This is a genomic window from Hymenobacter sp. M1-2, assembly GCF_057808495.1.
Map to the genome: position 1 here is coordinate 121120 of NZ_JBTYZO010000014.1, position 23729 is coordinate 144848.

Consider the following 23729-nt stretch of genomic DNA (forward strand, 5'->3'; position numbering starts at 1 on the left):
TGGTATTAGACTAATACAATACTGACGCCATCGAATCCTTGTTTGCCGCGTGATACAAAGGATTTCGTTCTAAAATCTCATCAATATAGGTCCTTAGAAAAATTGGCTCTAACTTTGCGTCGCCGTGCCTTCCTAAGTCAGGGCAACCACCTTCCTCATCATGAAATCTTTACTTCGCTTCGTTCTTCTTTTCGCTCTCATCATCATTGGAAAAATGACCAAGGAACCCACTGCTTTGTCGGATATGGCGAAGGCAGTTCAGGTTGTTGAGCAAGCTCCAGTGCAAACCGTATCCTTGTTACAACAGATGACAGTTAAGCCGACTGCTGAGGTAGAACAATCTGACAGGTGGCGTGCTACAGCGCCTGCTGCCACTTCGGCCACGAGCTTTCAATAGCTTAGAGTAAGCGACTTTCATAAGTCGCTTTTTTTATGCCCCGCTTGTTCTCAGTCTGGCAAGCTGCTTAGCTAATCCGGCTCCAGTTCACTGCGGTAGCGGGTAGGCTTTCGATGTGCCGGCGAATAGGCTGGTTTTCCGGTTTTGCCAAGGCTGGGTCGTCGTTGAGCAGGGCCTGCGCGGCTGCCCGGCTTTCAGTCAGGATGCGGCCATCTTTGGCGAGGTCGGCAATGAGCAGGTCGAGTACGCCGCTCTGCTGGGTGCCCATCAAGTCGCCGGGGCCGCGCAGCTTCAGGTCGATGTCGGCAATTTCGAAGCCGTTGTTGGTGCGCACCATCGTTTCGATGCGGGTGCGGGAGTCTTTGCTCAGCTTGTAGCCGCTCATCAAGATGCAGTAGCTCTGCTCAGCGCCCCGGCCTACGCGGCCGCGCAGCTGGTGCAACTGCGAAAGGCCGAACCGCTCAGTGCTTTCAATCACCATTACAGAGGCATTGGGTACGTTCACGCCTACTTCAATCACGGTGGTAGCCACCATGATTTGGGTTTTGCGCTCTACGAAGCGTTGCATCTCGGCGTCCTTCTCACCCGCCGTCATGCGGCCATGCACGATGCTGATCTGAAACTCCGGGAAAGCCCGCGCAATGCTTTCGTAGCCGTCCATGAGGTCTTTATAGTCGGCCATGGCCTCGCTCTCCTCGATGAGCGGATACACGATGTAAACTTGCCGGCCCAGATTGATTTGGTCGCGCAGGAACTGGAATACCTTCAAGCGGTTGGCGTCGTAGCGGTGTACGGTCACAATGGGCTTGCGGCCGGCGGGCAGTTCGTCAATTACCGACACATCCAGGTCGCCGTAGAGCGTCATGGCCAGCGTGCGCGGAATGGGCGTGGCCGTCATCACGAGCACGTGTGGGATTACGTGCGGGTTTTTCTGCCAGAGCTTGGAGCGTTGCGCCACCCCGAAGCGGTGCTGCTCGTCCATGATGGTGAGGCCCAGGTTGCGAAACTGCACCACGTCTTCGAGCAGCGCGTGGGTGCCCACCAGCATGTGCATTTCGCCGGAGCGCAGTTGCTCATGCAGCACGCGCCGCTCGGCCGTGCGGGTGCTGCCCGTCAGCTTCCCAATGTTGAGGCCGAGCAGATCGGCAAACTGCTTCAAGCCCACGTAGTGCTGATCGGCCAAGATTTCAGTAGGAGCCATCAGACAGCTTTGCGCACCGTTGTCGGCGGCCATCAGCATGCTAATAAATGCCACGATGGTTTTGCCCGAACCTACGTCGCCCTGCAATAGGCGGTTCATTTGCTTGCCGGAGCAGAAATCCTTGTAGATGTCGTGAATGACGCGCTTTTGAGCCCCAGTGAGGTCGAAAGGCATTACGTTTTTGTAGAAATGCACCAGCGTGGGCACCTCTCGAAATATTTGGCCGGCCAGCTCCACCTTGCGCTGGTCGCGCTGGCGCAACAGCTTGAGCTGCACGTAAAACAACTCTTCAAACTTGAGCCGGAACCGTGCGGTTTGGAGTTGCTCGGTGCTTTGCGGGAAGTGAATTTGCTGCAAGGCCGTAGCCTTATCCATCAGCCCGTACTGCCGTATCAGATCCTCCGACAGCGTTTCGTGTACATGGGGCAGCGCAATCTTCAGCAGGTCGGCCACCATGCGCGCAATGGCTTTGCTATCGACGCGGTGGTAGTTTTTGAGCTTCTCGGACGTGTTGTAAACCGGCTGCAAGTAGCTCTGTCCCGGCTTCTGCTCCGTCACTTCTTCCAGCTCTGGGTGGGCCATTTGGGGCCGGCTATTGAACATCGTGGGCTTGCCAAAGACGATGTACTCCTGGTGGTTCTTGATGATTTTCTCCAGGTAATTCACCCCCTTAAACCACACCAGCTCCAATTCGCCGCTAGCGTCGGCTACTTTGGCTACCATGCGCTTTTTGGGGCCTTCGCCCACCACTTCGCGGTTGCGCAAAATGCCCTTTACCTGCACGTACGGCAGGTCGTCGTGTAAGTCACAGATGTTATAAAACTGCGTGCGGTCGAGGTAGCGGAAGGGGTAGCGCTGAATAAGGTCGCCGTACGTGAACAGGTTCAGTTCTTTTTGCAGCAGCTGCGCCCGTTGCAGCCCCACGCCCCGCAAGTACTCTATCTTGGTCTGAAAGAAACTCATTTCAATTAACAGTTAACATTTATCAATTAACACTTCACTGGCAACCAAAAAGGCTTTTTCAACTCGAAAAGCCAGGTTTTGGGTGTGGAGCCGATTGGTTAGCTGTTGATTGATAAATGTCAAATGACTACCGGTATTTCAGCGTGTTCAGTAGCTGCACAATATCCTTTTTCACGTAGTCGATTACCGGTGCCAGGGAGTCGTTGGCGGTGGCGGTACGAAAGTAAAGGGCGCCGCGGAAAAAGTGTTGGGTGCTGTCGGTGGTGAAAAACTGAAACTGGCTGGGCACTTCGCCTTGCAGCTCAAACACGGCTACGCGCATGCCGTTGGGTGTTTTTATGATTTTCTCATCAATACCGGTAGCTTTTACTTCGTGCTTGCTGGTGAGCTTGCGCGCATCTTCCAGCATACGGGTGTAGAGCTGCGGCTTGCCTTTGATGTTGGCGTACGTTATCTGCACGTTGGCTTGCAGCTTCGGGTAGAAGATGTTGATCCAGTGCGGCTGAGCCAGGTAAGACGAGTCGCGCAGCACCTTGGCGTAGCGCGAATACTGAAACGTGTACGGATGGCCCGGCGCCAGCTGCTGGTAGGCGTGCGGCGGCAAATCGATGCGGTTGTAGCCTTTCGGTTTAGGCGTGTAGTCGCCTTCGGAGCCGGAAGAAGTGCAGGCAGTAGCCAGCAGACCTAGGGCCAAGGTGGCGAGAAGAATTCGGGGGGCAGGCATTGGCAGCAATGCAGAGGTACGATTCAAAGGTAACGCGAAACCCGCGCGAAGCAGCAGGTAAAAGCGCGACGAGCGGAGAGTAGCACAACGAAAAAAGCCCCGGCAACGTGCCGAGGCTCTTCAAAGGAAATGGCTGCTTAGAAAGGCAGCTGGTCAAGCTCCGGTTCCTGCCGGAACGTTTGCGGCGCTTCTGCTACTACCGACGCCCCGTTTTGAGCAGTTTGTCCCTCAGTGCCCTGGGGCCGGCCGCCGAGCATGGTAATCTCATCGGCTATGATTTCGGTGATGTAGCGAGTCTGGTTTTCCTTGTCCTGGTATTGCCGGGTCCGGATCTTGCCTTCGATGTACACCTGCTGACCTTTCTTTAGGTATTTCTCGGCCATTTCAGCCAAGCCCCGCCACGCGGCTATGTTGTGCCATTCGGTTCGCTCCACGCGGGTACCTTGTTTGTCGCGGTAGTACTCATTGGTAGCCAGCGTAAAGTTTGCTACGCTGGTGCCGCCTTCGAGGTGGCGCACTTCCGGGTCCTTACCCAGATTACCGACTAAAATTACTTTGTTGATGCCTGCCATTGCGTATGTAGTAAAGTGTGGCTGCTAGGTGAAACACTCACCTGTATCTTGCTTTAAAGATATTCATAAGCCGAGAGGTTTCCAAATATTTTAGTCTTTATTTCCATAGATTGTTAAGATAATTAGCAATCATAACGGGTTTGGGTAGCTCCTCGGCTTGATTACTCGCGAAAGCGGCCAAGCCCGATGTTTGCAGCGCTTTAGTTGGTAGCGGTGCTTCCAGCCAAACCGGATGAAAAAGAGCTTCTACCTTTTGGTGGCTCAGTACATGGCGCAACGCGTGTACCGGTTCTGCGGCGCGGCTCGTGTCTATTCGGCCATCCAGCGCCTCCACGGCATCAAGTAGCTCTACCGCGGGTAGACTAGCCGATTCCGTTTCCTGCAAGTAGAAATCGTAGAGGCCGTGCCAAATATCCTTGGGGCCGCGCTTACGCATGTATACCGTGTCGGCGTGGCGCAGTACCAAGTAGTGGAAATAGCGCGTGCGGGAAGCTTTGGCCTTGCTCTTCACTGGCAGCTCGCTCACCATGCCGTGTTGGAAAGCATAGCACTGGCTTTGCAGCGGGCAAAAGAGGCAGTCTGGCTTCAGAGGCGTGCACTGAATGGCTCCAAACTCCATGATAGCCTGGTTGAAATCAGCTGGCGTCTCGGCCGGAATCAGGGTATCGGCAAGCTGCTGGAAAACTTTGCGACTAGAAGGAGCGGCAATATCCTGCGTGAGACCAAACACGCGCGCCAGTACCCGATAGACGTTGCCATCCAACACAGCTACTTGCTCATCGAAGGCGAAGGAGGCAATGGCGGCAGCGGTGTACTGACCCACGCCGCGGAGCTTGAGTAATTCTGCGTACGTGTTCGGAAACTGGCCGCCGTAGTCGCGCACTACCTGCTGGGCAGTGTGGTGCATGTTGCGGGCGCGGCTATAATAGCCCAGGCCCTGCCAATGCCGCAGCACTTCGTCTTCGGGCGCGGCGGCCAAGTCCTGCACAGTAGGATAGGAGGTAATAAAGTCCTGATAATAAGGCAGGCCCTGCTTCACGCGAGTCTGCTGTAAAATGACTTCCGACAGCCAGATAGCGTACGGGTCGCGGGTGTGGCGCCAGGGCAGGTCGCGGCGGTGACGTGGATACCAGTTCAGAAGGGCCTGGGCGAAGAAGCGATGAGCCGAAGAGGGAGAGAATTGGTTCAAGCGTTTGAGAGAGAATTAGTTGTAAGGTTTGAAGAAGGCAGTTTCTATTGCCATTAAATCTATTGCAAAACCGAAAAAGCAAACTACCTTTGTGGCCCCAATTCGCAAGCGAACAGCCTACCGGGCAAGGGCTTACGTACTGGATTGGAGCATTTGCCCAGCACTCATTTTTCACCCATAGTACCTTACCAGCGTGACTAAAGCAGAAGTAATCGCCGAAATCGCCGACAAAACCGGCATCGAGAAAGCAGACGTTTCGGCTACCGTCGAAGCCTTCTTCAAAGTTGTGAAAGATTCGATGGCCGAAGGCAACAACATCTACGTGCGCGGCTTCGGTAGCTTCGTAAACAAAAAGCGCGCGAAGAAAGTGGCCCGGAACATCTCGAAAAACACGTCGATCATCATCGACGAGCATTTCATCCCGAGCTTCAAGCCGTCGAAGACCTTCATCGGCAAGATCAAGAACAGCAAGAAAATCAAAGAACTGACCAACGCGTAAGCTGCTGGCCTGGTTATAACGCACTGCTGGCTGCGCCGCTGGGTATCCTGCTCTTGGAAGCCCGGCGGCCTGCTTTTTTCCGATGGCTACACGCACCAAATCGCATCAACTCATTCTGCTTGCCGTTGCTTTGGCTTTGGTAGCGGGCTTGTTTTTGCTGCCGAAGGTGATTGTTAAGCCCAAAGAAGGTAAAGGCGACCTTACGCAAACAGCGGCCCGCACAGCTAATCGCGACAACGGTGCTGCGGCGCCTTCTACCGCGGAGCTAGACGAGCACGGCCATCCGGCGGGCAGCCACGAGCCAGGTGCCACACCGGAGCAGCCGCACATGACGATAGCCCCGGCACAACGCCAAGAAATCGATGTGCTGTTAGGGAAGTACACTGCCGAAAAGGACCCGGTGGCTAAGCTCCGGCTGGCTTCGGACCTGGCCGGCAAGTACAGAGCCGTCGAAAAGTTCGACAGCGCCGGTTACTACCTGGAGCAAATGGCGCAAGCCCGGCCGGGCGAGCAAGCCTGGAAACGCGCTGCTGATGCGTATTTCGAAGCGTTTACCTTCGCGGCGACGCAAGAACGGCAGCAACTGCTAGCCGCCAAATGCCAGGAGTTGTACGGGAAAGTATTGAAGAACAATCCCGAAAACCTGGAAGCCAAAACCAATTTGGGCATGGCTTTCATGGCCAGCGACAACCCTGTGCAAGGCGTAGTGCTGCTGCGCGAAGTACTGGCGGCGGACCCGCGCAACGAGCAGGCCATCTACAACCTAGGCTTGCTCTCCATGCAAAGCAACCAGTACGAAAAGGCCGTGGAGCGTTTCCGGGAGCTAACAAAAGTGAATCCGGAAAACGTGAACGGCCAGTTTTATCTTGGTGTCGCTTTGGCCCAGACGGGTGCCAAAGAAGATGCCCGCAAAGCGTTTGAGAAAGCGAAAAGCCTCAGCACCGACCCTGGCCTGACAGCGTCTGTTGATGAGCAACTGCAAAAACTTAATTGAATGGCTACATAGTTTAATTATTGAATGGCTAACCGTTCTGATGCATTTAGAACGACCAACCATTTAACCATTAAGCCATGTAGCCATTAAAAAAATCATTCAACCATCTAACTCACATCACTCATGCCCTGCGGTAAAAAAAGAAAGCGTCATAAGATTGCCACTCACAAGCGGAAGAAGCGCCTGCGCAAAAACCGTCACAAGAAGAAGTAAGCCCTTTCGGGGTTTGCTGGCGGGGTGCTGCCTATAGGGCAAGACACCCGTCTATCTCTCATCTTGTATCCCCGAGAGTGGCTACTAGTTCGCTTTCCCCGAGGTTTGCAAGGGAAGCCGGTACCGTGCGTACCGGCTTCCCTTTGCCGGTTTCGGGAGCGTGCGTGCCGCTACCGGGACTACCTAACAACCCAATCCATTGAGTAACGAATTAATCATTAATTCTACTCAGGAAGGAGAACGGATTGCCCTGCTACAGGACAAGCGGCTCATCGAATATCATTTCGACCGCAACGACACCAATTATTCGGTGGGCGACATCTTCCTGGGCACGGTCAAGAAAGTTATGCCCGGTCTGAACGCCGCGTTCATCGACATCGGGTACGAAAAAGATGCGTTTCTGCACTACGGCGACCTGGGCGAGCAATATCCCTCGCTCAGCAAGTGGGTGCGGGGCGTACAGTCGCAGAAAACTACGGTGGCGGCGCTTAAAAGCTTCGGCTTGGAAAAGCCGCTGGATAAAGTGGGCAAAGCCGCCGATATTCTGAAAAAGGGTCAGCAGATCCTGGTTCAGATCATCAAGGAGCCGATTTCCACCAAAGGCCCACGTCTGTCCACCGACATTTCGATGGCGGGGCGCTACTTGGTGCTGGTGCCTTTCTCGAACACGATCAGCGTGTCGAAGAAAATCGTGAGCAAGGCGGAGCGGGAGCGGCTGAAACGCCTCATTGCCTCCATCAAGCCCGACAACTTCGGGGTCATTATTCGCACCGTGGCCGAGGGCCGTGAGGTGGCGGAACTGGACCGGGACATGCAAAGCATGGTAGGCAAATGGGAGCAGCTCTTCCAAGCATTGCGCACCGCCAAGGAGCGCGACAAAGTGCTGGGAGAGCTGGGCCGCACGAGTTCCATGCTGCGCGATATGCTGAACGAGTCGTTTGATGCCATTACGGTAGATACAACGGCGCGCTACGAGGAAATCAAAGGCTATCTGGAGCAGATTGCGCCCGACAAGCTAGGTCTGCTCAAGCACTACACCGGCAAAGTGAAGGTGTTTGAGCACCTTGGGATTGAGAAGCAGCTGAAAACGCTGTTTGGCAAGACCGTAACGGTACCCGGTGGTGGCTACCTGGTAATCGAGCACACCGAAGCATTGCACGTCATCGACGTGAACTCCGGCAACAAGAGCAATCAGGAAAGTGACCAGGAAGCCACGGCACTCATGGTAAACATGCTTGCTGCAAAGGAAGTGGCCCGTCAGCTTCGGTTGCGCGACATGGGCGGCATTATCGTCGTCGACTTCATTGACATGAAGTCGGCGGAGAGCCGCAAGAAGGTGGAGGACGCTGTGTATCAAATTATGAAACACGACAAGGCGCGCTACACCATTCTGCCCATTACCAAGTTTGGGTTGCTGCAAATTACGCGGCAGCGCGTGCGGCCGGCCGAGAAAATCGTGACTGGCGAGGTGTGCCCTACGTGTGGTGGTACAGGCAAAATCTCGGCTTCCATCCAGGTAACCGACGAAATCGACAACAGCATCGAAGACTTGCTGGTGACGCAAAACCAGTCGGGCATCACACTGCACGTGCATCCTTTCCTGCATGCCTACTACACCAAAGGCCTCGTAAGCCGGCAGATGAAGTGGTATCTGAAGTATTACAAGTGGATCAAGGTAACCAAGGACACCAGCTTGGGCCTGACCGACTACCGCATCGAGGACGAACAAGGCGAGGAGATAGAGCTGCACTCAGCAGCCGTAGCCATGGCTCGCCTGCAAGACCGCGAAGTGGAAATCATAGATTAGTTGTCTGCGACGACTCTTCCTGAAAGAAGAAAAGCCCGCTCTGCTGTACGCAGGGCGGGCTTTTTCAGCTGATAGACGACTTAAAACTTGAGACCTAAGTCCAATGCTACTTCGCTGTTTTTGAGCGTAACATCGGAGAAGCCGCGCTCCTTGTCAAAGTATTTCTCGATGTTCAGTAGCCCACGGTGGTAGCTGAGGCCAGCAAATACTTTCGTGTTTTGGCCCACTTGGTACTCCGCGCCAAAACCAAGCAAGGCGGCGACATCGGGGATGATGAAATGGTCGGTGGCTTTGGATTCCTGGCCAGTGGCTGGATCGAAATAATTGTTTTTTTTGCCATCAACTTTGCCGGCTATGACGCCGCCAAGAGTACCGCCCAACTGGAAATAAAGCTTGGTATCGGTGGTGATGTCGTTGGTGAAAAGCTTGACTGTGACGGGCACTTCCAAATACTGCAAGCCGATTTTTTGCTCTTCTCGGCGGCTTAACCCAGATTCGTAGTAGCTGATGGTGCCTCCTTTGCCAACCAATTGCAGGCCGGTGCTGAAGGCATAGTTCTGCCCAAAAAAGTAGTCGACTACGAGGCCTCCACCGATAGTGAGTTTGCTGCTTTCACTGTTGAAGCCCAAAGAACTGGGCGACTCGGCACGCAGACTAGTAATGGAAGGTGAGAGTTTCAGACCTATTTCCACCTGAGCGGAGGCCGTGGAGGCAGTAGCTCCAGTCAGAAGAGCGGCAAGAATCAATTTTTTCATAGGAAAGACCGACTAAGCTGAGCTTTAGATACGATGTAGAATCGTGGGGCGTTTGGTTTTGGCTAATTTCGCCCAAAGTTCGCTCAAAGATAGAAGCGAGTTTCACTTCCCTGCCTATATGCGTTCCGTTCTAGCCGTTGTGCTTGGTTGCTGTGTTACGTTGCTTGCCGCTTGTGGCCGAGAGGATGCGGCTTGTGAGCTAGACCCGGCCGTAGCCAAAGTGTCGGCGCCAGTTCAGGTAGAGCGGCTGGAAAAACCTTTTTTTCAGATCAAGACCGAGGCCGATGCCAAGCGCTTCGTCGCGGAGCACTCCTTATTTGCCGATCAGTTTTTGCAGCGTCGGCAGTACCCTTCCGACGACATGCTGGCCGCCACCCTCACGCGCCTAGCTACTAACGCCGGCTTGCAGCAGCTCGGCCGCCAAACCGATAGTACTTTCCAGGATACCGATAAGCTGAAAGGCAACCTGGAGCGCATGTTTCAGCATATTCGCTACAATTTCCCGGATTTTCGGGAGCCGCCCGTGAAGACCTTCGTGACTGGGCTCAGCCAGGACATGTTTGTCAATGACAGCCTAATGGTGCTGGGGCTGGACTTTTTCGTAGGGCCCAAGGCCAAGTACCGGCCCAACGTGCCAGAATATATTCTGCGCCGCTATCAGCCGGAATACGTGCTGCCCACTGCCGCACTGGCCATCAGCAGCAAGTACAACAAGAAGGAATTGACCAACCAAACCATGCTGGGCGAGATGATACAGTTCGGCAAGGCGCTCTACTTTGCCGAGCGGGTACTGCCCTGCACTCCCGATTCACTGCTCATGGGCTATACCGACAAAGAGCTTGCGGGCGTGCTTTTCAATGAAGGCAAGGTGTGGGCCCATTTCCTGGAAAAGAAGCTGCTTTACACTACGGCGCCCTTCACGGTACAGAAGTACGTGGGGGAGCGGCCCAACATTCCTGAAATCGACGAAACCTGCCCCGGCCGGGTAGGGGCGTGGGTGGGCTGGCAGATAGTACGCAAGTATATGGCCGAACATCCCAATGTGACGCTAGCTCAGCTCATGGCCGACAAAAACCCGCAGCACATCTTGGACGAGTCGCGCTACCGTCCGCGCCCTCGCAAAGCAGAGCGTTAATTGATTCTGAATGTAGAATTAGGAACTCTGAATTAGAATCGGCTACGCCCTTTGGGATGGGTACAGACCAATTCTTAATTCTTAATTCTTAATTCCTAATTCTCACGAGGTGCATATTGCCGTTTTCAGCCAATATCATACGAATCCGGATTGTCCGGCTACAAGCCGGCACTATTCGTTGCTGAAATACTTGGCGCACACGCACCGCGTCACGCTTATTACCACGCGCACCTGGGAGCGGCAACGCCTGACGCAGGAGTTTCCTTGGCTGCCGGAAGGCGTGGAAATGCGGGCCGCCGAGGTGCAGTATGAAAACAAAATGGGGGTAATGCGGCGTGGCTTGGCTTTCGGGCAATATGCCGCTTACGCTGTGCGAGAAGGGTTGCGCATCGATAAGCCAGACGTTATATGGGGTATCAGTACGCCGCTGACGGCGGCCTGGGCAGCGGCGCAGGTAGCCCGCTGGCGCCGGGTGCCGTGGGTGTTTGAGGTGCAGGATTTGTGGCCCTCATTTCCCATTGCCATGGGTGCCATTCCGAACCGTTGGGCGCAACGTCGCCTATTTGCCCTCGAAAAGAATCTTTACCACGGTGCCCGACACATCATGACTCTCTCTCCAGACATGACACGCTACGTGGAAGCCGTATCCGGAGTACCATTTCTTACCAATCAGCTAGCCACATCAAAGATTACGACTGTTCTCAACGGTACCGACCTTGACCTAGCAGCGCGGGCCACCGAAACGACCGTGGCTGCTTTACGCCGCGAGCAAGGCTTGGAGGGACGCCGGGTGATTTTATACGCGGGTACACTCGGCCGTGCTAATGATATTCCGACGCTTTTGGCCGCCGCGGAGCAATTGGCAGCTCAATGCCCAGATGTAACGTGGCTGTTTTTAGGGCTCGGTTTTGATGAGCCGCGGGTACGGGAGGCCGCCGCCCGATGCTCGGCTATCCGGTTGGTGCCGCCGCAGCCACGCCACGCCATTTTTGCGTGGTTCCGGCTGGCGGAGGTGTCGGTGGTATCGTTTCTTGACCTGCCGGTGCTGGATACCAACTCGCCTGCTAAGTTTTACGACAGCTTGGCCGTAGGTACGCCCGTGATTGTAACCAACAACGGTTGGACGCGGGACTTGGTGGAAACCCACGGCTGTGGCTGGTACTCACCTGCTGGCGATGCATCAGCCTTGGCCCAGCAGCTAGCCTCATTGCTAGAGCAGCCCGCGCTACTACAAGCAGCGGGAGCAGCTGGGCGCCAAGTGGCTGACGCTCTTTTCGACCGTCAGCAGTTAGCCGTTACGGCGCAGCAAATTCTGGAGCAAGCAGCCCACTAGCAGAGTTGCTTTGTGCTCGGGTAGGCTACTTTTATACTAAGTTGTACTAGTCTCTCCCTATTTCTTCGGCGGGACGGGCTTTAAGTTGCTTTGGGCGAAGAGTTTTTGCTCTTTAGTAACTACATCGGTGTAGTATTTACACCAGCTAGATAGCGGGCAGATGGAGCATTTAGGTTGGCGCGCTACACAGATGTACCGGCCATGTAGAATGAGCCAGTGGTGCGCTTTGGGAATTACTTCTTCGGGTATATGCCGCACTAGCTCTTTCTCCACCGCCAATGGCGTAGTAGCAGTATGCGGCACCAGACCCAAGCGGCGCGAAACTCGAAACACGTGGGTATCGACGGCCATGGCGGGTTGGTTGTAAATCACAGATACCACCACATTGGCCGTTTTGCGACCCACCCCTGGCAGGCGCTGTAACTCTTCTATGCTGCTGGGGATTTCGCCACCAAACTCATTCGTCAGCATTCGGCCCAAGCCGGCGAGGTGCTTGGCTTTGTTGTTGGGATAAGAAACGCTGCGGATAAAAGGAAATATGTCCTCGGCGGAGGCCGCCGCTAAATGAGCGGGCGTGGGAAACTGCTGCACCAGCGCGGGCATAATCTGATTCACGCGCTTGTCGGTGCACTGGGCGCTGAGCACCACTGCCACAATTAGCTCGTAGGGATTACTGTAGTGTAGTTCGGTTTCTGGCTGTGGAAAGTGCGTGGTGAAGTATTCTAGAAACAGACGAAAACGCTCAGACTTGCGCATGGGAGGTAGCGAAGGAATTAGTCAAGACAACATCCTGTGTGTCTCATTGGCTAGACGAAAACACAAAAGCGGGATGCTACGAAGGTACCAGTTGGTAGGTCTTCGTAGCATCCCGCTTCAAGAATTTCACTCGTTTACTCCACCGCTCTGTTGCCTGCTACGCGGAGCGCAGGAAGGTGCGAGAGTATTGCAAGATGGCATCGGTGCTGCGCTGACTGGATTTATAACGCACCGTATCGAGGGTGCGCTGGGCCAGTAGCAAGTCGGCACAGATAGTAGCTAGCTCGGCATCGTGTTGCAGCGCGAGTTCTACTTCATACTGCTCATCAGCCGGCAATTCGTTGTATACGTACCGGAGCAGCTTCTCGTGGGTAAAGGTTTTGATCATAGAAAACGGGTTGTGCGGCCATTTTTTTCCGCAGGTTGATCAGCGCATAGCGCATACGCCCTAACGCCGTGTTGATGCTCACCCCCGTTGCATCGGCAATCTCCTGGAAACTCATGTCGCCGTAGTGGCGCATCACGAGAACTTCCTTTTGAGCCGCGGGCAGATCCTGTATTAACTCCCGAAGCCGGGCGTGGGTTTCCTCACGCGTGAGAATCATCTCCACATCTTCTTCCGCGTGCGAAAGAGAGTTGAACGTATGGCCCGACGTATCGAGGTTAAGCAGGGGGCTGCGCTTTTCGCGGCGGAAAAAATCGATGGACAGGTTGTGAGCAATCCGGCAGATCCAGGACGAGAATTTACCTTCCTCGTTGTAACGGCCGCTTTTCATGGTGTGAATAGCCTTGATGAAGGTATCCTGCAACAAATCTTCCGCCACGTCCTCGTCGCGCACGATCAGCATGATAGTCGTAAAGACACGGTCTTTGTGCCGTCCGAGCAATTGCGCGAAGGCCTCTTCATTGCCGGCAATGTAGAGCGAGATGAGAGCGGAATCGCTCGGCTGCATGGTTTCCATAAAGGCTACGGGTTAAGAAACGTAGAGCTTTAAACCATATTGTGCAATTGCCGTGAAAAATCTCGAGATGAGCGAATGATGAAGAAACTCGTTTGCTCAAATGTATGTAACTGCCCGACGAAACACAACGCTTCAAAAGCCGTAAAGAAAATATTTTTTCATTTTTCTAAACCTTTCGATAAAACATATACAATAAACGATGCTACGTTGTGTGAAAAACGCAATAAATCCTTAACCTACTGATATAGGTTGAGAAAGAATTTTTGCAAACTAACCGCTACTGTTTTAGGCGGGTAAACCAAGCGCCGTGCGCTTGGCGCGACCACACAGAAAATTCGCCCGGCGGGTCATCAATAGCAAAAACGCCCTATACGCTCTCGTGCTGACGTCGCCGGCCCAGCCAGGCGGAAGCCAACCCTTCGTCGGTGAACAAACGCACGTGACATTGCGCGTTGGAAACCAACGGGGCCCCGTTCTCTTGGTCGATGGCGGCTAAATGTGGTGGCGCGACGAGAAAGGCCAGGTACACTCGACCCCCGAGCCGGGGCGCCAAGCGAGGTAAGAAAGTCTCTAGTACCCACTGCGTGTCGTCTTCGGTGCTGATACCGCGCCGCCGCAGATCAAGCAGCCAGAAACGACACTGGTGAGCGGCCGCCGCATCGAGTAGGGCTTCGTAGCTCTGCCACAGCTCCGGCGAGGAAATAGGCCGTAGCCAACGAGCCAGCAGCACGTTCAGGTCGTGGCGGTACGTTAGCTCCACTAAGTCGGCTAGGTGTGCGGGGGTAGGCATGGGAGAGAGGCACAGAAGGTGAGAGCAGGAAGAGGCGGCAGTAGATATCAATGGTACGAAGAAGCACCAAAGGAGCAAGAGAAATAGGCGTGAGAGGCGAAGCTTCTTAGGTAGGGGTCTACCTTTGCGGCTCTTTCGCCCGCGAATTGCCCCATGTCTGCTGCCCCTACTCCGCGCCACGATTCTTACGCCGCTTTACGCATCCCGGATTTCCGCCGTCTTATCTCCGCGCGGGTCTGCATGATAGTGGCTACGCGCGTGCAAGGCCTGGTAATAAGCTGGCAAATATTCAAGCTCACCAACGACCCGCTGGCTTTGGGGCTTATCGGGCTGGCCGAGGCTATTCCTAGCATTGGCGTCTCGCTGTATGCCGGCCACGTGGCCGATACTGTACGGCGTAAGAACATTATCGTGGCGGCCGTGGCCGTGCTGGTGCTGTGTGCGGCGGCTCTCTGGGGTTTTGCTTCGCCCTTGGGCATCGGCATGCTCGCTAAAGAGTCGCTCTACACGCTGCCGCTGTACAGCATTATCTTCGTGAGTGGCATTGCACGGGGTTTTCTGGGGCCGGCTCTCTTTTCCTTTATGCCCCAGCTGCTGCCCAAGCGGGAGCAACTGGCCAACGCCGTTACCTGGAACAGCACCACTTATCAGGCGGCGGCAGTGATTGGCCCAGCCATTGGGGGCTATCTGATTGCGCATTTGGGCGTCAGCAACTCCTACGCCATTGCTACGGGGTTGCTGACGTTGGCGCTGCTCCAGTTTTTGCGGATTGCCTCGCGCCCCTTACCGGCAGTGGAAGGCGAGCGGCTAGGCCTTAAAGACAGCGTGCTGAGCGGTTTGCAGTTCATTTTCAACAACCAACTGGTGCTGGGGGCCCTGTCGCTCGACCTATTCGCGGTGCTGTTTGGGGGAGCAGTGGCCTTGTTGCCGGTTTTTGCGGTTGATATTTTGAAGGTGGGAGCCGCGGGGCTGGGCCACCTGGAGTCGGCACCGGCGGTGGGCTCGGTACTGATGGCCGTGCTACTGACTTACTTCCCTTTGCGGCGACAAGCGGGACGTAAGCTGCTGTGGGCGGTGGCCGGCTTTGGGCTGGCTACCATCTTGTTCGCGCTATCAACCAACTTCTGGCTTTCCCTATTCCTGCTTTTCCTGACGGGCGTCTTCGATGCCGTATCCGTTATTGTGCGTTCCACGCTGCTGCACACCTTCACGCCGGAATACATGAAAGGCCGGGTGTCGGCGGTGAACAACATCTTTATTGGCTCCAGCAATGAAATTGGCTCGTTTGAGTCGGGCGCGGCGGCCAGGCTGATGGGGGTGGTACCGTCGGTGGTATTCGGTGGGGGCATGACGCTGCTGGTGGTGGGCATCACGGCGTGGCGAGCCGACAAGCTACGCCGCCTCGATATGACGCCGGAAACGGTAAAGGCCTAGCTAGTGTGGCGGAGGGTTTCGTACCGCCGGGTGCCGGCTGCGGCTGAGTTGGCTCAGGTACAAAATCATGCGCTTATTTCATCTGTTGGACATATATCGGTGCTCATATACCCATAGACTATTAGCTTTGGGCTGGCGCCGGTCGTTTTCCTGGGCCGGATTCTCAGCTGCTGTACCCGTGCCATGGACCCATCCGCTGCCCGCGACGCCCTCGAAACCCGGCTGGCCCACCTGCGCCACGCCGACGAGGCCGCCTGGATGGAATTGCTGTTTCGAGAGTTCTATCGGCCGCTAGGGCAGGTAATCCAACGCGTAACGCAGGACCGCGATGCAACCGAGGATTTGTTGCAGGACGTATTTCTGCGCGTCTGGAACGGGCGCGAAACGCTCGACGTAGCCAGCTACCACGCCTACCTTTACCGCGCTGCCTTAAATGCTGCTCTGCGCTACCAGGAGCGTGGCCGCCGCCAGATAGCTCTCGACGATGCCTCACCCGCCGTAGAGCCCCAGGCGGTGGATGCGCTGGAACAGCTGCACCACCAGGAAGCCGAGGATTCCGTGGCGGCAGCCCTGAACCAACTGCCCACGCAGTGCCGCACGGTGTTCGAGCTGAGCCGCTACGAGGAGTTGAGCTACCAGCAAATAGCCGACGTGCTGGAGATTTCGCCTAAAACGGTGGAAAACCATATGGGCAAAGCCCTGCGCATTCTGCGCCGCGAGCTAAGCACGGTACTGCGCAATTTGTACCTGGGGCTGCTGCTCTGGTTAATCAGTTCCTTATAAAAGCAATTACCCCGTTCCAACCGGTTGGAACGGGGTAAAGTACGTCATGGAATGGCTCCCAACCGGTTGGGGTGGGCAAACAGACGTCCGGCAATGTACTCCAACCGGTTGGGAGCCATTGCCGGACGTCCGCTTACCTATCCCAACCGGTTGGAATAGGGTGCAGGCCACCCGGTAAGCTTTTCCAACCAGTTGGGATAATCCAACGCGCGGCTGTGAGCTGTCTGCTCAAAGGGCCCAGCACCCAAGCATAGCGCGGCACCAGGGTTGATGTAGCGCGAAGCTCCGGCTTCGCGTCTCGTTGCACGACGTTGAGGAATGATGTTATGGAACAGGAGTCGTTCAATGTCAGCAACGATGCGCGAAGCGGGAGCTTCGCGCTACACGCGCTACACTGCCGTTTGGGCTTTGCGCGCCGCCTTGCGCTTGGCGTTATAATCGGGCAGCAGGTCGTAGTTGAAAAAGGCGCGGGCTAGCACAGGTGTTTCATGGAACTGAGCCAGAGCCGTGCAATGCACCTGCCACAGTCCAGTACATAGTTGCTGCCAGTCTTGGCCTAGTGCTCCTATCGTATCATCTTTCTGCTTGTTGGTGGTGTCGCGGGTGGTTGTAATGGCAGCCAGCTCGGCCAGCAGGGTCCGAGCCTGCTGGGCAACTTCAGTCCCAAGGGTGGCAGTCTGGCCTTCGAGGGCTTCGGTGAATACGGTGAAGCGGATAGGAAACTGCTTCTTGCTAGCGGCCGTGAGACCATTCAGGCCGTAGGGCAATACTTTGAGCAGTTCGGCGGGCTGTTTGCGCAGCTTGGGTTGCAGCAGGTCCACGTTGGTGTCGCGCACAAACTGCTTCATAGCCTCGATGACGTCGTTCTGAGTGCGGGTGCCGCTTTGGCCGGTAGCATCCTGCCCGCCGCGCTCCGTCACGCTTTTGCCCAGCGCAGCCACTCGGTTCTGCACGGGTTGAGCCAACTGTTGCAAGGCGTTATTGCTTGTAGCCGCCAGCGCCGTAGCGGTGTACTGCGCGAACTGTAGAAAAGCCTCTCGTGAAGCTACGATATTAAGAAAATGGTTCTCGTATTTGTCTTCGTACATGTGGATTAAGAAAAAGGTGAATGGAAATTATTTTTTGCAAGGGCATTTGCGGCTGCTTATGCGTCGGCCGTTCTGGTAGGTTTCTTCTTTGTATTTTTTGTCCTTTTTATAATACGCCCAAGTGCCAGTTGGTATACCTCTTATAAATCCAGCTGTTATTGTTGTATCTGATTTCTCATAGATGAGCGTCGAAGGAATATCTGACCCTACAGAGTAGCAACAGTATTTTTTTGTTTCTTGAAGTATTAGATATTTTCCATCCAAATGGTATAGCGGCTCACCGTCAAGAAAATATTTTTGCTTAATGATTTTTATAAAACTAGAGGGTAAACGGTGTCTCAAAACGTTTTTGTTTTGTGATTGGCCATAGACCATTTGTGTCAGTAGAAGGAAAAAAAGAGTTAACGTTCTCATTTTATTAATTCTTTAGTGCCGTAGTAAAACGATGCATCTTTTTGTATAATCTCCCATTGCCATTTGTGTAGTGATAGTTTTGAAGCTGAGTAGTCCATTATATTCTCTGATGTCGCCTTTTTGAACATAATATTGTTCATTTGAGAGACATTTATTTTTTTCTTAGTATCTCTTTGCCTTTTATAAAGCTGTTTTCTTATTCTTTCTTCATTTGATAAGAACTGCTTATTAAAAGATAGGTCTGCACCTATTTTCTTTAGATCACTGATATTTTTCTTAGTTGTTTTGATAAGATTATCTGATCTTTTTATCTCCGTTTCTAAGTATTCAATATCATTTTTGAAGTTGTTTAATTGTGCTATCATAGCATTATCAAGAAATGAATGGAGTAAACCAAATACATGGCCTATTTCATGAGCGAACTCTTCGGTGCCAGTAACACCTTGGTTATACATCAGTAAATACGGTGAGTCAAGCGGATATATTGTACCCGCTCCATAAATATACCCTGTAGGGTCATTGTCCTCTAATTCTAAGTCAGTTAGACAGATGGTCACACCTCTAAAGTCTTTAGGAAGAACTCTGTCTAATTCATCAGCACAGTAGTCTAATGTCCAATTACCATTTTTATGTATCTTTAGCTTATTCGTTTTTGTGTCGTAATAACCATCTCTACTCCACTTCTTAGTGTCGAAAGCAAATACATAATCAGGACTATTTTTTTCAAATGAGCACTCAACGAACGCTTGATTGAATGATTCAGTGTTGAGATACCTTTCTAAGTCAGGTATACGAGGTTTGAATTTATTTTTCAACAAATCTACTTGTTTTCGTTTTTCGCTATTTGAGCCAGATTTTACAACGTATACCACTCGTAATGGTAGCTTGTACGCGTATCGATTATCCACTATGTTAATCTGCCCTACTGTAGTACCTAGCTCATCTTTGACAAACAGCGAAGTAGCGGCGCTAGGAGAAAGGCACTTGATAGTCACAGCAATATCTTTAGTAGCTTCAGCTGGAAGGCTGATGGCTGCGTCTGCTTGCCCGTTCACCGTAACCTGGTAATGAGCATTGGGGGTAAACTTGAGTATATCCTGGCGTAAGCTTTCCTGATTAAGAAGAGACAATGTCATTTTTAGCGTCACCTTCTGGCCAGGACGCAATGAAAGCCAAGGAATATAGTAAGGTTTACCATAAACGCTTAGGCGCTGGTACTGTTGTTGTAATTTGGCTTGCATAGCTGTATTGCCAGGTGCCGCTACATATTCTTGCGCTTTGTCGTCAAAACCCCATTGATAATTAGCTATAGAAGTGTTTTGCACTGTTTTTAGATCACCAGAACTCTCATCCCAGGTTACCCAATCGAAACCATATTCTCCGCAATAATTGTTGCCGCGGTCAAAGAGAGCCCAGCATTTGCGATCTGGTGTAGGCTTATCTTCTTTAGCTGGGGGCCGTTCGCGGGCTTTGTCTGCTCCCGGTACAAAAGGATGACGCACACCATCAATGTACCAGACCGGCGCTTTGATATGCAGCAGCTCTATAAGAGCGGGTAGCCCATCGGTGCGGCCGGGCTCAAAGATGGTCTCGTGTCGGGCTAGCTGGCCATCTTCAAACTCTAGGCGACGCAACGTGCGCCCATTGTTATCCTGAAACACTGCCTCACCCGACCATTGGCTAGGCTTGGGCTGGTTAAGCAAAGACTCAGTGAAGAAGCAATTATTGGCCCCGCCCCCGTGTAGCAGTACGAACAGGCCCTGCGCCTGCACCTTGCTGTTGGGGTTGCCGCGCACACCAAGGCGCTGCATGAATTCGTGGCTGGAGCTCAAAATAGGCCATTCGTAGCCGCTAATGCGCAGCACGCCAGAGTAGGAAAAACTCATAAGAAACGGTAATAAAGAAAGGTAATACAAGCACTGGACCAGGCAACTATATCAATAGATTGTTGCCTGGCGAAAGCTCAACGGGTAGCAAAGATGCTAGAAATAGGGAGATATTCAATCATAATAAGAAATTATCAAGAAAAAATTTAGAATCCGGAGGAAGAGCAGCTGGTAAGGAGCCATATAGACCGGCTCTCACGTCAGTGTACATGGACTAGAGACCTGCTCTGAGTCGGCAGATAATAGAGGCCCCGAAAAAATTTCCTCAGCAGAGTAGGGGTAGGGGTAGGCAAGCGAGTCTAGAGGGAAAGCAGCTGCCGATTTCAACCCCTTCAACTTGCCTTCATGAACCGACTACGCATACTCCTGCTTCTACTCTTGGGCCCGCTGCTGATGGCCTGTGATGACGACAATGTATTCTCTAACCGCATAAAGGGCGAAGGGCCGACTATTTCAGAATCTCGCTCGGTAGCCAATTTCGCGGGTGTCAGCCTGGCCATTGATGCTGACGTATATCTGACGCAGGGCGAAGTGCAAAGCGTGCGAGTAGAAGGCCAGCGGAACATACTGGACGTGCTGAGAACCAGAGTGGGCGGCAACCGGCTCACCATCGACTTCGATGGGAAGAGCATCCGCAGCTACGACCTTGTCCGCGTCTACCTCACGCTGCCTACCCTCACCAGCGTGGATGTGTCGGGCTCCGGCAAGGCGCAGGCAGCGGGGCCGTGGAGCACGGAAGACCTCAGTATCTACATGTCGGGTTCCGGGGCCATTGACCTGCCTCAACTCACGGCCCGTGACCTGCGCACCACTGTTTCGGGTTCCGGCACAGTGCGACTTGGCGGTACGGCCCGGCAGCAGCAAATTTCGCTTAGTGGCTCGGGCAGCGTGGATGGCTTCGACCTTACACAAACGACTGCCGACGTGCGCATTAGTGGTTCGGGCAATGCCCGTCTGCGCATAATGCAAGCCCTGAACGCCGATATCAGCGGCAGTGGCACGGTGTACTACCGGGGCGAGCCGAGCGTAACGTCGCGCATTGTCGGCTCGGGCCGGGTCGTCAGCGCCAACTAACAAACGCAAGTGAAATAGCCGAGTGGGCGCTGGGGAGCGGCCTAATGGTAGACGTGCCGTCCGTGAAGTTAGGCACCGCCCCGATGGGGTAACATTCCGCCAAGCATATGCCGCTCCGCGCCAGGGCTGTGAGACTGTCGCTGAAACATCACGACTACCGGTAACCTGCCCTGCCGGGGCTCATTGCCTCCAATCTGGGTTAGGAAGGCTCTCACTTTCGTGCCCGCTGCTCCGCACAATTCGTCCGCCGTACTCATCCCTCATCCTCCCATTTACCTCATCACTTAATCACCTCATCACCTCCTCCAATATGTTGCGCGTCAGTTTTGTATTGCTTTCATTGAGTGTAGCGGCCAGTTTGCCGGGCCAGGCCCAACAGGCGCCAGCTGCTACGCCAGCGGCTCCTCGACCTAATCCTAATGGCCGCGTAACGGTGAGCGGCTATTTGAAAGATGCCACCAATGGCGAAGCGTTGATAGGAGCCACCGTCGGCGTCCCGAGCCTAGGCCTCGGCACCAACACCAACGAGTACGGCTTTTACTCGCTCACGCTGCCCAAAGGCACCTATACGCTCACCTACAGCTACATCGGCTACACCGTGCAGCAAGTGCCGCTTACGCTTACCGGCAACGTAACGCAGTCGGTGCGGCTGCAAAGCCAGGGTGTGCAAACGGGCGAGGTGGTGGTGACAGGGCAAAAGCCCGACGAGAACGTGAAGAGCACGGAAATGGGGGTGAACCGGCTCGATATCAAAACCGTGAAGCTGGTGCCGGCGCTGCTGGGCGAGGTGGATGTGGTGCGCAGCATTCAGCTGTTGCCGGGTATCAGTACGGTAGGGGAAGGCGCGTCGGGATTCAACGTGCGCGGTGGCGGCGTCGACCAGAACTTGATTCTGCTGGATGAGGCGCCAGTGTATAATTCCTCGCACTTGTTCGGGCTGTTTTCGAGTTTCAACCCCGATGCCGTAAAGGACCTCAAACTGGTGAAAGGTGGCATTCCGGCGCAGTACGGCGGGCGGCTGTCGTCGCTGCTTGACGTGCGCATGAAGGAAGGCAACTCGCAACAATTAGGCGTGAGTGGCGGGCTGGGGCTGGTATCGTCGCGGCTAGCTGTGGAAGCACCAATTGTGAAAGACAAGTCTTCATTTATCGTGGCGGGGCGACGCTCGTACGGGGACTTATTTCTGAAGGCTATACCCGAGCAGAAAGACAACCAGGCCTATTTCTACGACCTTTCGGCCAAGGTGAACTACACGCTTGGTGAGCGGGACCGTATTTATGCCTCTGGCTATTTTGGGCGCGACGTATTCGCGTTCGGCAAGGATTTCAAGAACAACTGGGGCAACCGAACCGGCACCGTGCGCTGGAACCACGTGGTGAATTCGCGCCTGTTCGCCAACCTCACGGCCGTAGCGAGCAAGTACGACTACAACCTGGGCGTACCCGAAGGCAAAGACGCTTTCGATTGGAAATCGAACGTGACCAACTACAGCCTCAAGGCCGATTTCAACTACTACCGTTCCCCGCAAAGCACGCTCAACTTCGGAGCCGGGGCTTTGTACTACACCTTCCTGCCGGGCAGCGTGGAACCTGGCGAGGGCTCCGTTTTCCGGGAACTGAAGCTCGATAAGCAGTACGCCGTAGAATACGCCGCCTACCTCGACCATGAGCAGACGTTTTCGCCGCGCTTCACCATGCAGTATGGGATACGCTTCACCATGTTCGACTACCTCGGGCCGGGCACCGTGTACGACTACGAGGGCCCCGACGGCCGCCAGAAAACGCCCGTCAACCCGCGGCGCTACGGCGATGGCAAAGTCATCAAGCGTTATCCCAACGTGGAACCGCGGGCCTCGATGCGCTACACCCTCTCGGAAACCAGCTCACTGAAAGCCAGCTACAACCGTATGGTGCAATACGTGCACCTCATCTCCAACACCACGGCTTCTTCGCCGCTGGATGTCTGGACGCCGAGCACCGCCAACATCAAGCCGGAGCACGCCGACCAGGTGGCCGTGGGCTACTTCCGCAACTTCCAGGACAACGCCTTTGAGGCCAGCGTGGAAGTGTACGGCAAGCGCATGGACAATCAGATTGACTACATCAACGGCGCCAATACGCTGCTCAACAAAGATCTGGAAGCCGAACTGCTGTACGGCAAAGGCCGCGCCTACGGGGCCGAGTTCTACGTGAAGAAAAACCAGGGTCCGCTCACGGGCTGGATCAGCTACACGCTCAGCCGGAGCGAGCGGCAGATAGACGCCCTCAACAACGGCGACTGGTACGTGAACAAGTACGACAAAACGCACTATCTCGCCGTGGTAGGACTCTATGAGCTGAATAAGCGCTGGACTTTCTCTAGCACCTTCAACTACAGCACCGGCATCTCCACCACCTTCCCCGATTCGCGCTACATCTACCAGGGCCTGGTGGTGCCGAACGTGAACGGCGACGTGCGCAACAACTACCGCGTGCCTGCCTACCACCGCCTCGACCTGGCCGCTACCATGCAAGGCAAGCGCAACGCCGAGCGCAAATGGCAGAGCTACTGGGTGTTCAGCCTCTACAACGTGTACGGCCGCCGCAACCCGTACAGCATCTACTTCCGCCAAAACGAGGATAACCCCAACAAGACCGAGGCGGTGCGCCTGTCGGTGCTCGGCTCGGTGCTGCCGAGTGTGAGCTACAACTTCAGCTTCTAACCTATTCCGAGGCGGGGCTTTGGCCGCTGAAATCCCATGGTCTCGCTCGTTTCAACGAC

At 54.3% G+C, this 23729-nt stretch carries 21 protein-coding genes; 10 read left to right on the forward strand and 11 right to left on the reverse strand.

Annotated features, from left to right (window positions below):
• Positions 1 to 160: 160 nt before the first annotated feature.
• Positions 161 to 397 carry a hypothetical protein gene (locus ACYSMN_RS14980; protein ID WP_488924710.1) on the forward strand — a complete coding sequence of 79 codons (237 nt, stop codon included), beginning with the start codon at positions 161 to 163 and terminating at the stop codon, positions 395 to 397.
• A 67-nt stretch (positions 398 to 464) separates the two neighbouring features.
• Here the strand turns inward: ACYSMN_RS14980 and recG are convergent, their stop codons facing one another.
• The 4 genes from recG to mutY all read right to left on the reverse strand — a co-directional run bounded on the left by recG (position 465) and on the right by mutY (position 5046).
• The gene (recG, locus tag ACYSMN_RS14985; protein WP_488924711.1) at positions 465 to 2561 is read right to left on the reverse strand and encodes an ATP-dependent DNA helicase RecG; all 2097 of its coding nucleotides are present in this window, start codon (positions 2559 to 2561) and stop codon (positions 465 to 467) included.
• A 127-nt stretch (positions 2562 to 2688) separates the two neighbouring features.
• Positions 2689 to 3285: a gliding motility lipoprotein GldD gene (gldD, locus tag ACYSMN_RS14990; RefSeq protein ID WP_488924712.1), complete on the reverse strand. Its 597-nt coding sequence runs from the start codon at positions 3283 to 3285 to the stop codon at positions 2689 to 2691.
• 137 nt (positions 3286 to 3422) lie between these two features.
• Complete coding sequence (locus ACYSMN_RS14995; protein ID WP_488924713.1) at positions 3423 to 3857, reverse strand: single-stranded DNA-binding protein; 435 nt, start codon at positions 3855 to 3857, stop codon at positions 3423 to 3425.
• Between the two features lie 97 nt (positions 3858 to 3954).
• Positions 3955 to 5046 (reverse strand): A/G-specific adenine glycosylase, encoded by a 1092-nt coding sequence (mutY, locus tag ACYSMN_RS15000; RefSeq protein WP_488924714.1) that lies wholly within the window; start codon positions 5044 to 5046, stop codon positions 3955 to 3957.
• A 193-nt stretch (positions 5047 to 5239) separates the two neighbouring features.
• On the opposite strand from mutY, the gene ACYSMN_RS15005 reads away from it, so the two are divergent.
• The 3 genes from ACYSMN_RS15005 to ACYSMN_RS15015 all read left to right on the forward strand — a co-directional run bounded on the left by ACYSMN_RS15005 (position 5240) and on the right by ACYSMN_RS15015 (position 8559).
• The gene (locus ACYSMN_RS15005; protein ID WP_488924715.1) at positions 5240 to 5545 is read left to right on the forward strand and encodes an HU family DNA-binding protein; all 306 of its coding nucleotides are present in this window, start codon (positions 5240 to 5242) and stop codon (positions 5543 to 5545) included.
• Between the two features lie 82 nt (positions 5546 to 5627).
• A complete protein-coding gene (locus ACYSMN_RS15010) occupies positions 5628 to 6539 on the forward strand; it encodes a tetratricopeptide repeat protein (protein ID WP_488924716.1) in 912 nt (303 codons plus the stop codon).
• 412 nt (positions 6540 to 6951) lie between these two features.
• Positions 6952 to 8559, forward strand: a complete 1608-nt coding sequence (locus ACYSMN_RS15015) for an Rne/Rng family ribonuclease (protein ID WP_488924717.1) — start codon at positions 6952 to 6954, stop codon at positions 8557 to 8559.
• Between the two features lie 80 nt (positions 8560 to 8639).
• Here ACYSMN_RS15015 and ACYSMN_RS15020 read toward each other — a convergent pair whose 3' ends face one another.
• Positions 8640 to 9314, reverse strand: coding sequence for a porin family protein (locus tag ACYSMN_RS15020; RefSeq protein ID WP_488924718.1), 675 nt, complete (start codon positions 9312 to 9314; stop codon positions 8640 to 8642).
• Between the two features lie 118 nt (positions 9315 to 9432).
• On the opposite strand from ACYSMN_RS15020, the gene gldB reads away from it, so the two are divergent.
• Both gldB and ACYSMN_RS15030 read left to right on the forward strand, forming a co-directional pair.
• Entirely contained in the window at positions 9433 to 10449 is a 1017-nt protein-coding gene (gene gldB, locus ACYSMN_RS15025) for a gliding motility lipoprotein GldB (RefSeq protein ID WP_488924719.1), read from the forward strand.
• Between the two features lie 109 nt (positions 10450 to 10558).
• Positions 10559 to 11782: a glycosyltransferase family 4 protein gene (locus ACYSMN_RS15030; RefSeq protein ID WP_488924720.1), complete on the forward strand. Its 1224-nt coding sequence runs from the start codon at positions 10559 to 10561 to the stop codon at positions 11780 to 11782.
• A gap of 57 nt (positions 11783 to 11839) precedes the next feature.
• Here the strand turns inward: ACYSMN_RS15030 and nth are convergent, their stop codons facing one another.
• From nth to ACYSMN_RS15050, 4 genes are all read right to left on the reverse strand, one after another.
• The gene (gene nth / locus ACYSMN_RS15035; RefSeq protein WP_488924721.1) at positions 11840 to 12538 is read right to left on the reverse strand and encodes an endonuclease III; all 699 of its coding nucleotides are present in this window, start codon (positions 12536 to 12538) and stop codon (positions 11840 to 11842) included.
• A gap of 157 nt (positions 12539 to 12695) precedes the next feature.
• Positions 12696 to 12926: a hypothetical protein gene (locus tag ACYSMN_RS15040; RefSeq protein WP_488924722.1), complete on the reverse strand. Its 231-nt coding sequence runs from the start codon at positions 12924 to 12926 to the stop codon at positions 12696 to 12698.
• Positions 12865 to 13500, reverse strand: coding sequence for an RNA polymerase sigma factor (locus ACYSMN_RS15045; protein ID WP_488924723.1), 636 nt, complete (start codon positions 13498 to 13500; stop codon positions 12865 to 12867). Before ACYSMN_RS15045 ends, ACYSMN_RS15040 begins: the two co-directional genes overlap by 62 nt.
• 367 nt (positions 13501 to 13867) lie before the next feature.
• The gene (locus ACYSMN_RS15050) at positions 13868 to 14290 is read right to left on the reverse strand and encodes a hypothetical protein (RefSeq protein ID WP_488924724.1); all 423 of its coding nucleotides are present in this window, start codon (positions 14288 to 14290) and stop codon (positions 13868 to 13870) included.
• Between the two features lie 153 nt (positions 14291 to 14443).
• Between ACYSMN_RS15050 and ACYSMN_RS15055 the strand changes: the two genes are divergently transcribed.
• Together ACYSMN_RS15055 and ACYSMN_RS15060 are read left to right on the forward strand one after the other, a co-directional pair.
• Complete coding sequence (locus ACYSMN_RS15055; RefSeq protein ID WP_488924725.1) at positions 14444 to 15724, forward strand: MFS transporter; 1281 nt, start codon at positions 14444 to 14446, stop codon at positions 15722 to 15724.
• Positions 15725 to 15907: 183 nt separating this feature from the next.
• The gene (locus ACYSMN_RS15060; protein ID WP_488924726.1) at positions 15908 to 16507 is read left to right on the forward strand and encodes an RNA polymerase sigma-70 factor; all 600 of its coding nucleotides are present in this window, start codon (positions 15908 to 15910) and stop codon (positions 16505 to 16507) included.
• A gap of 389 nt (positions 16508 to 16896) precedes the next feature.
• Here ACYSMN_RS15060 and ACYSMN_RS15065 read toward each other — a convergent pair whose 3' ends face one another.
• Together ACYSMN_RS15065 and tssD are read right to left on the reverse strand one after the other, a co-directional pair.
• On the reverse strand, positions 16897 to 17595 hold the full coding sequence (locus ACYSMN_RS15065; RefSeq protein ID WP_488924727.1) for a hypothetical protein: 699 nt from the start codon (positions 17593 to 17595) through the stop codon (positions 16897 to 16899).
• Between the two features lie 410 nt (positions 17596 to 18005).
• Positions 18006 to 19895 carry a type VI secretion system tube protein TssD gene (gene tssD, locus ACYSMN_RS15070; protein ID WP_488924728.1) on the reverse strand — a complete coding sequence of 630 codons (1890 nt, stop codon included), beginning with the start codon at positions 19893 to 19895 and terminating at the stop codon, positions 18006 to 18008.
• A 345-nt stretch (positions 19896 to 20240) separates the two neighbouring features.
• Here tssD and ACYSMN_RS15075 point away from each other — a divergent pair, with 345 nt between their 5' ends.
• Both ACYSMN_RS15075 and ACYSMN_RS15080 read left to right on the forward strand, forming a co-directional pair.
• Positions 20241 to 20969 (forward strand): head GIN domain-containing protein, encoded by a 729-nt coding sequence (locus ACYSMN_RS15075; protein ID WP_488924729.1) that lies wholly within the window; start codon positions 20241 to 20243, stop codon positions 20967 to 20969.
• Positions 20970 to 21279: 310 nt separating this feature from the next.
• Positions 21280 to 23670 carry a TonB-dependent receptor gene (locus ACYSMN_RS15080; protein ID WP_488924730.1) on the forward strand — a complete coding sequence of 797 codons (2391 nt, stop codon included), beginning with the start codon at positions 21280 to 21282 and terminating at the stop codon, positions 23668 to 23670.
• The last annotated feature ends 59 nt before the right edge of the window (positions 23671 to 23729 follow it).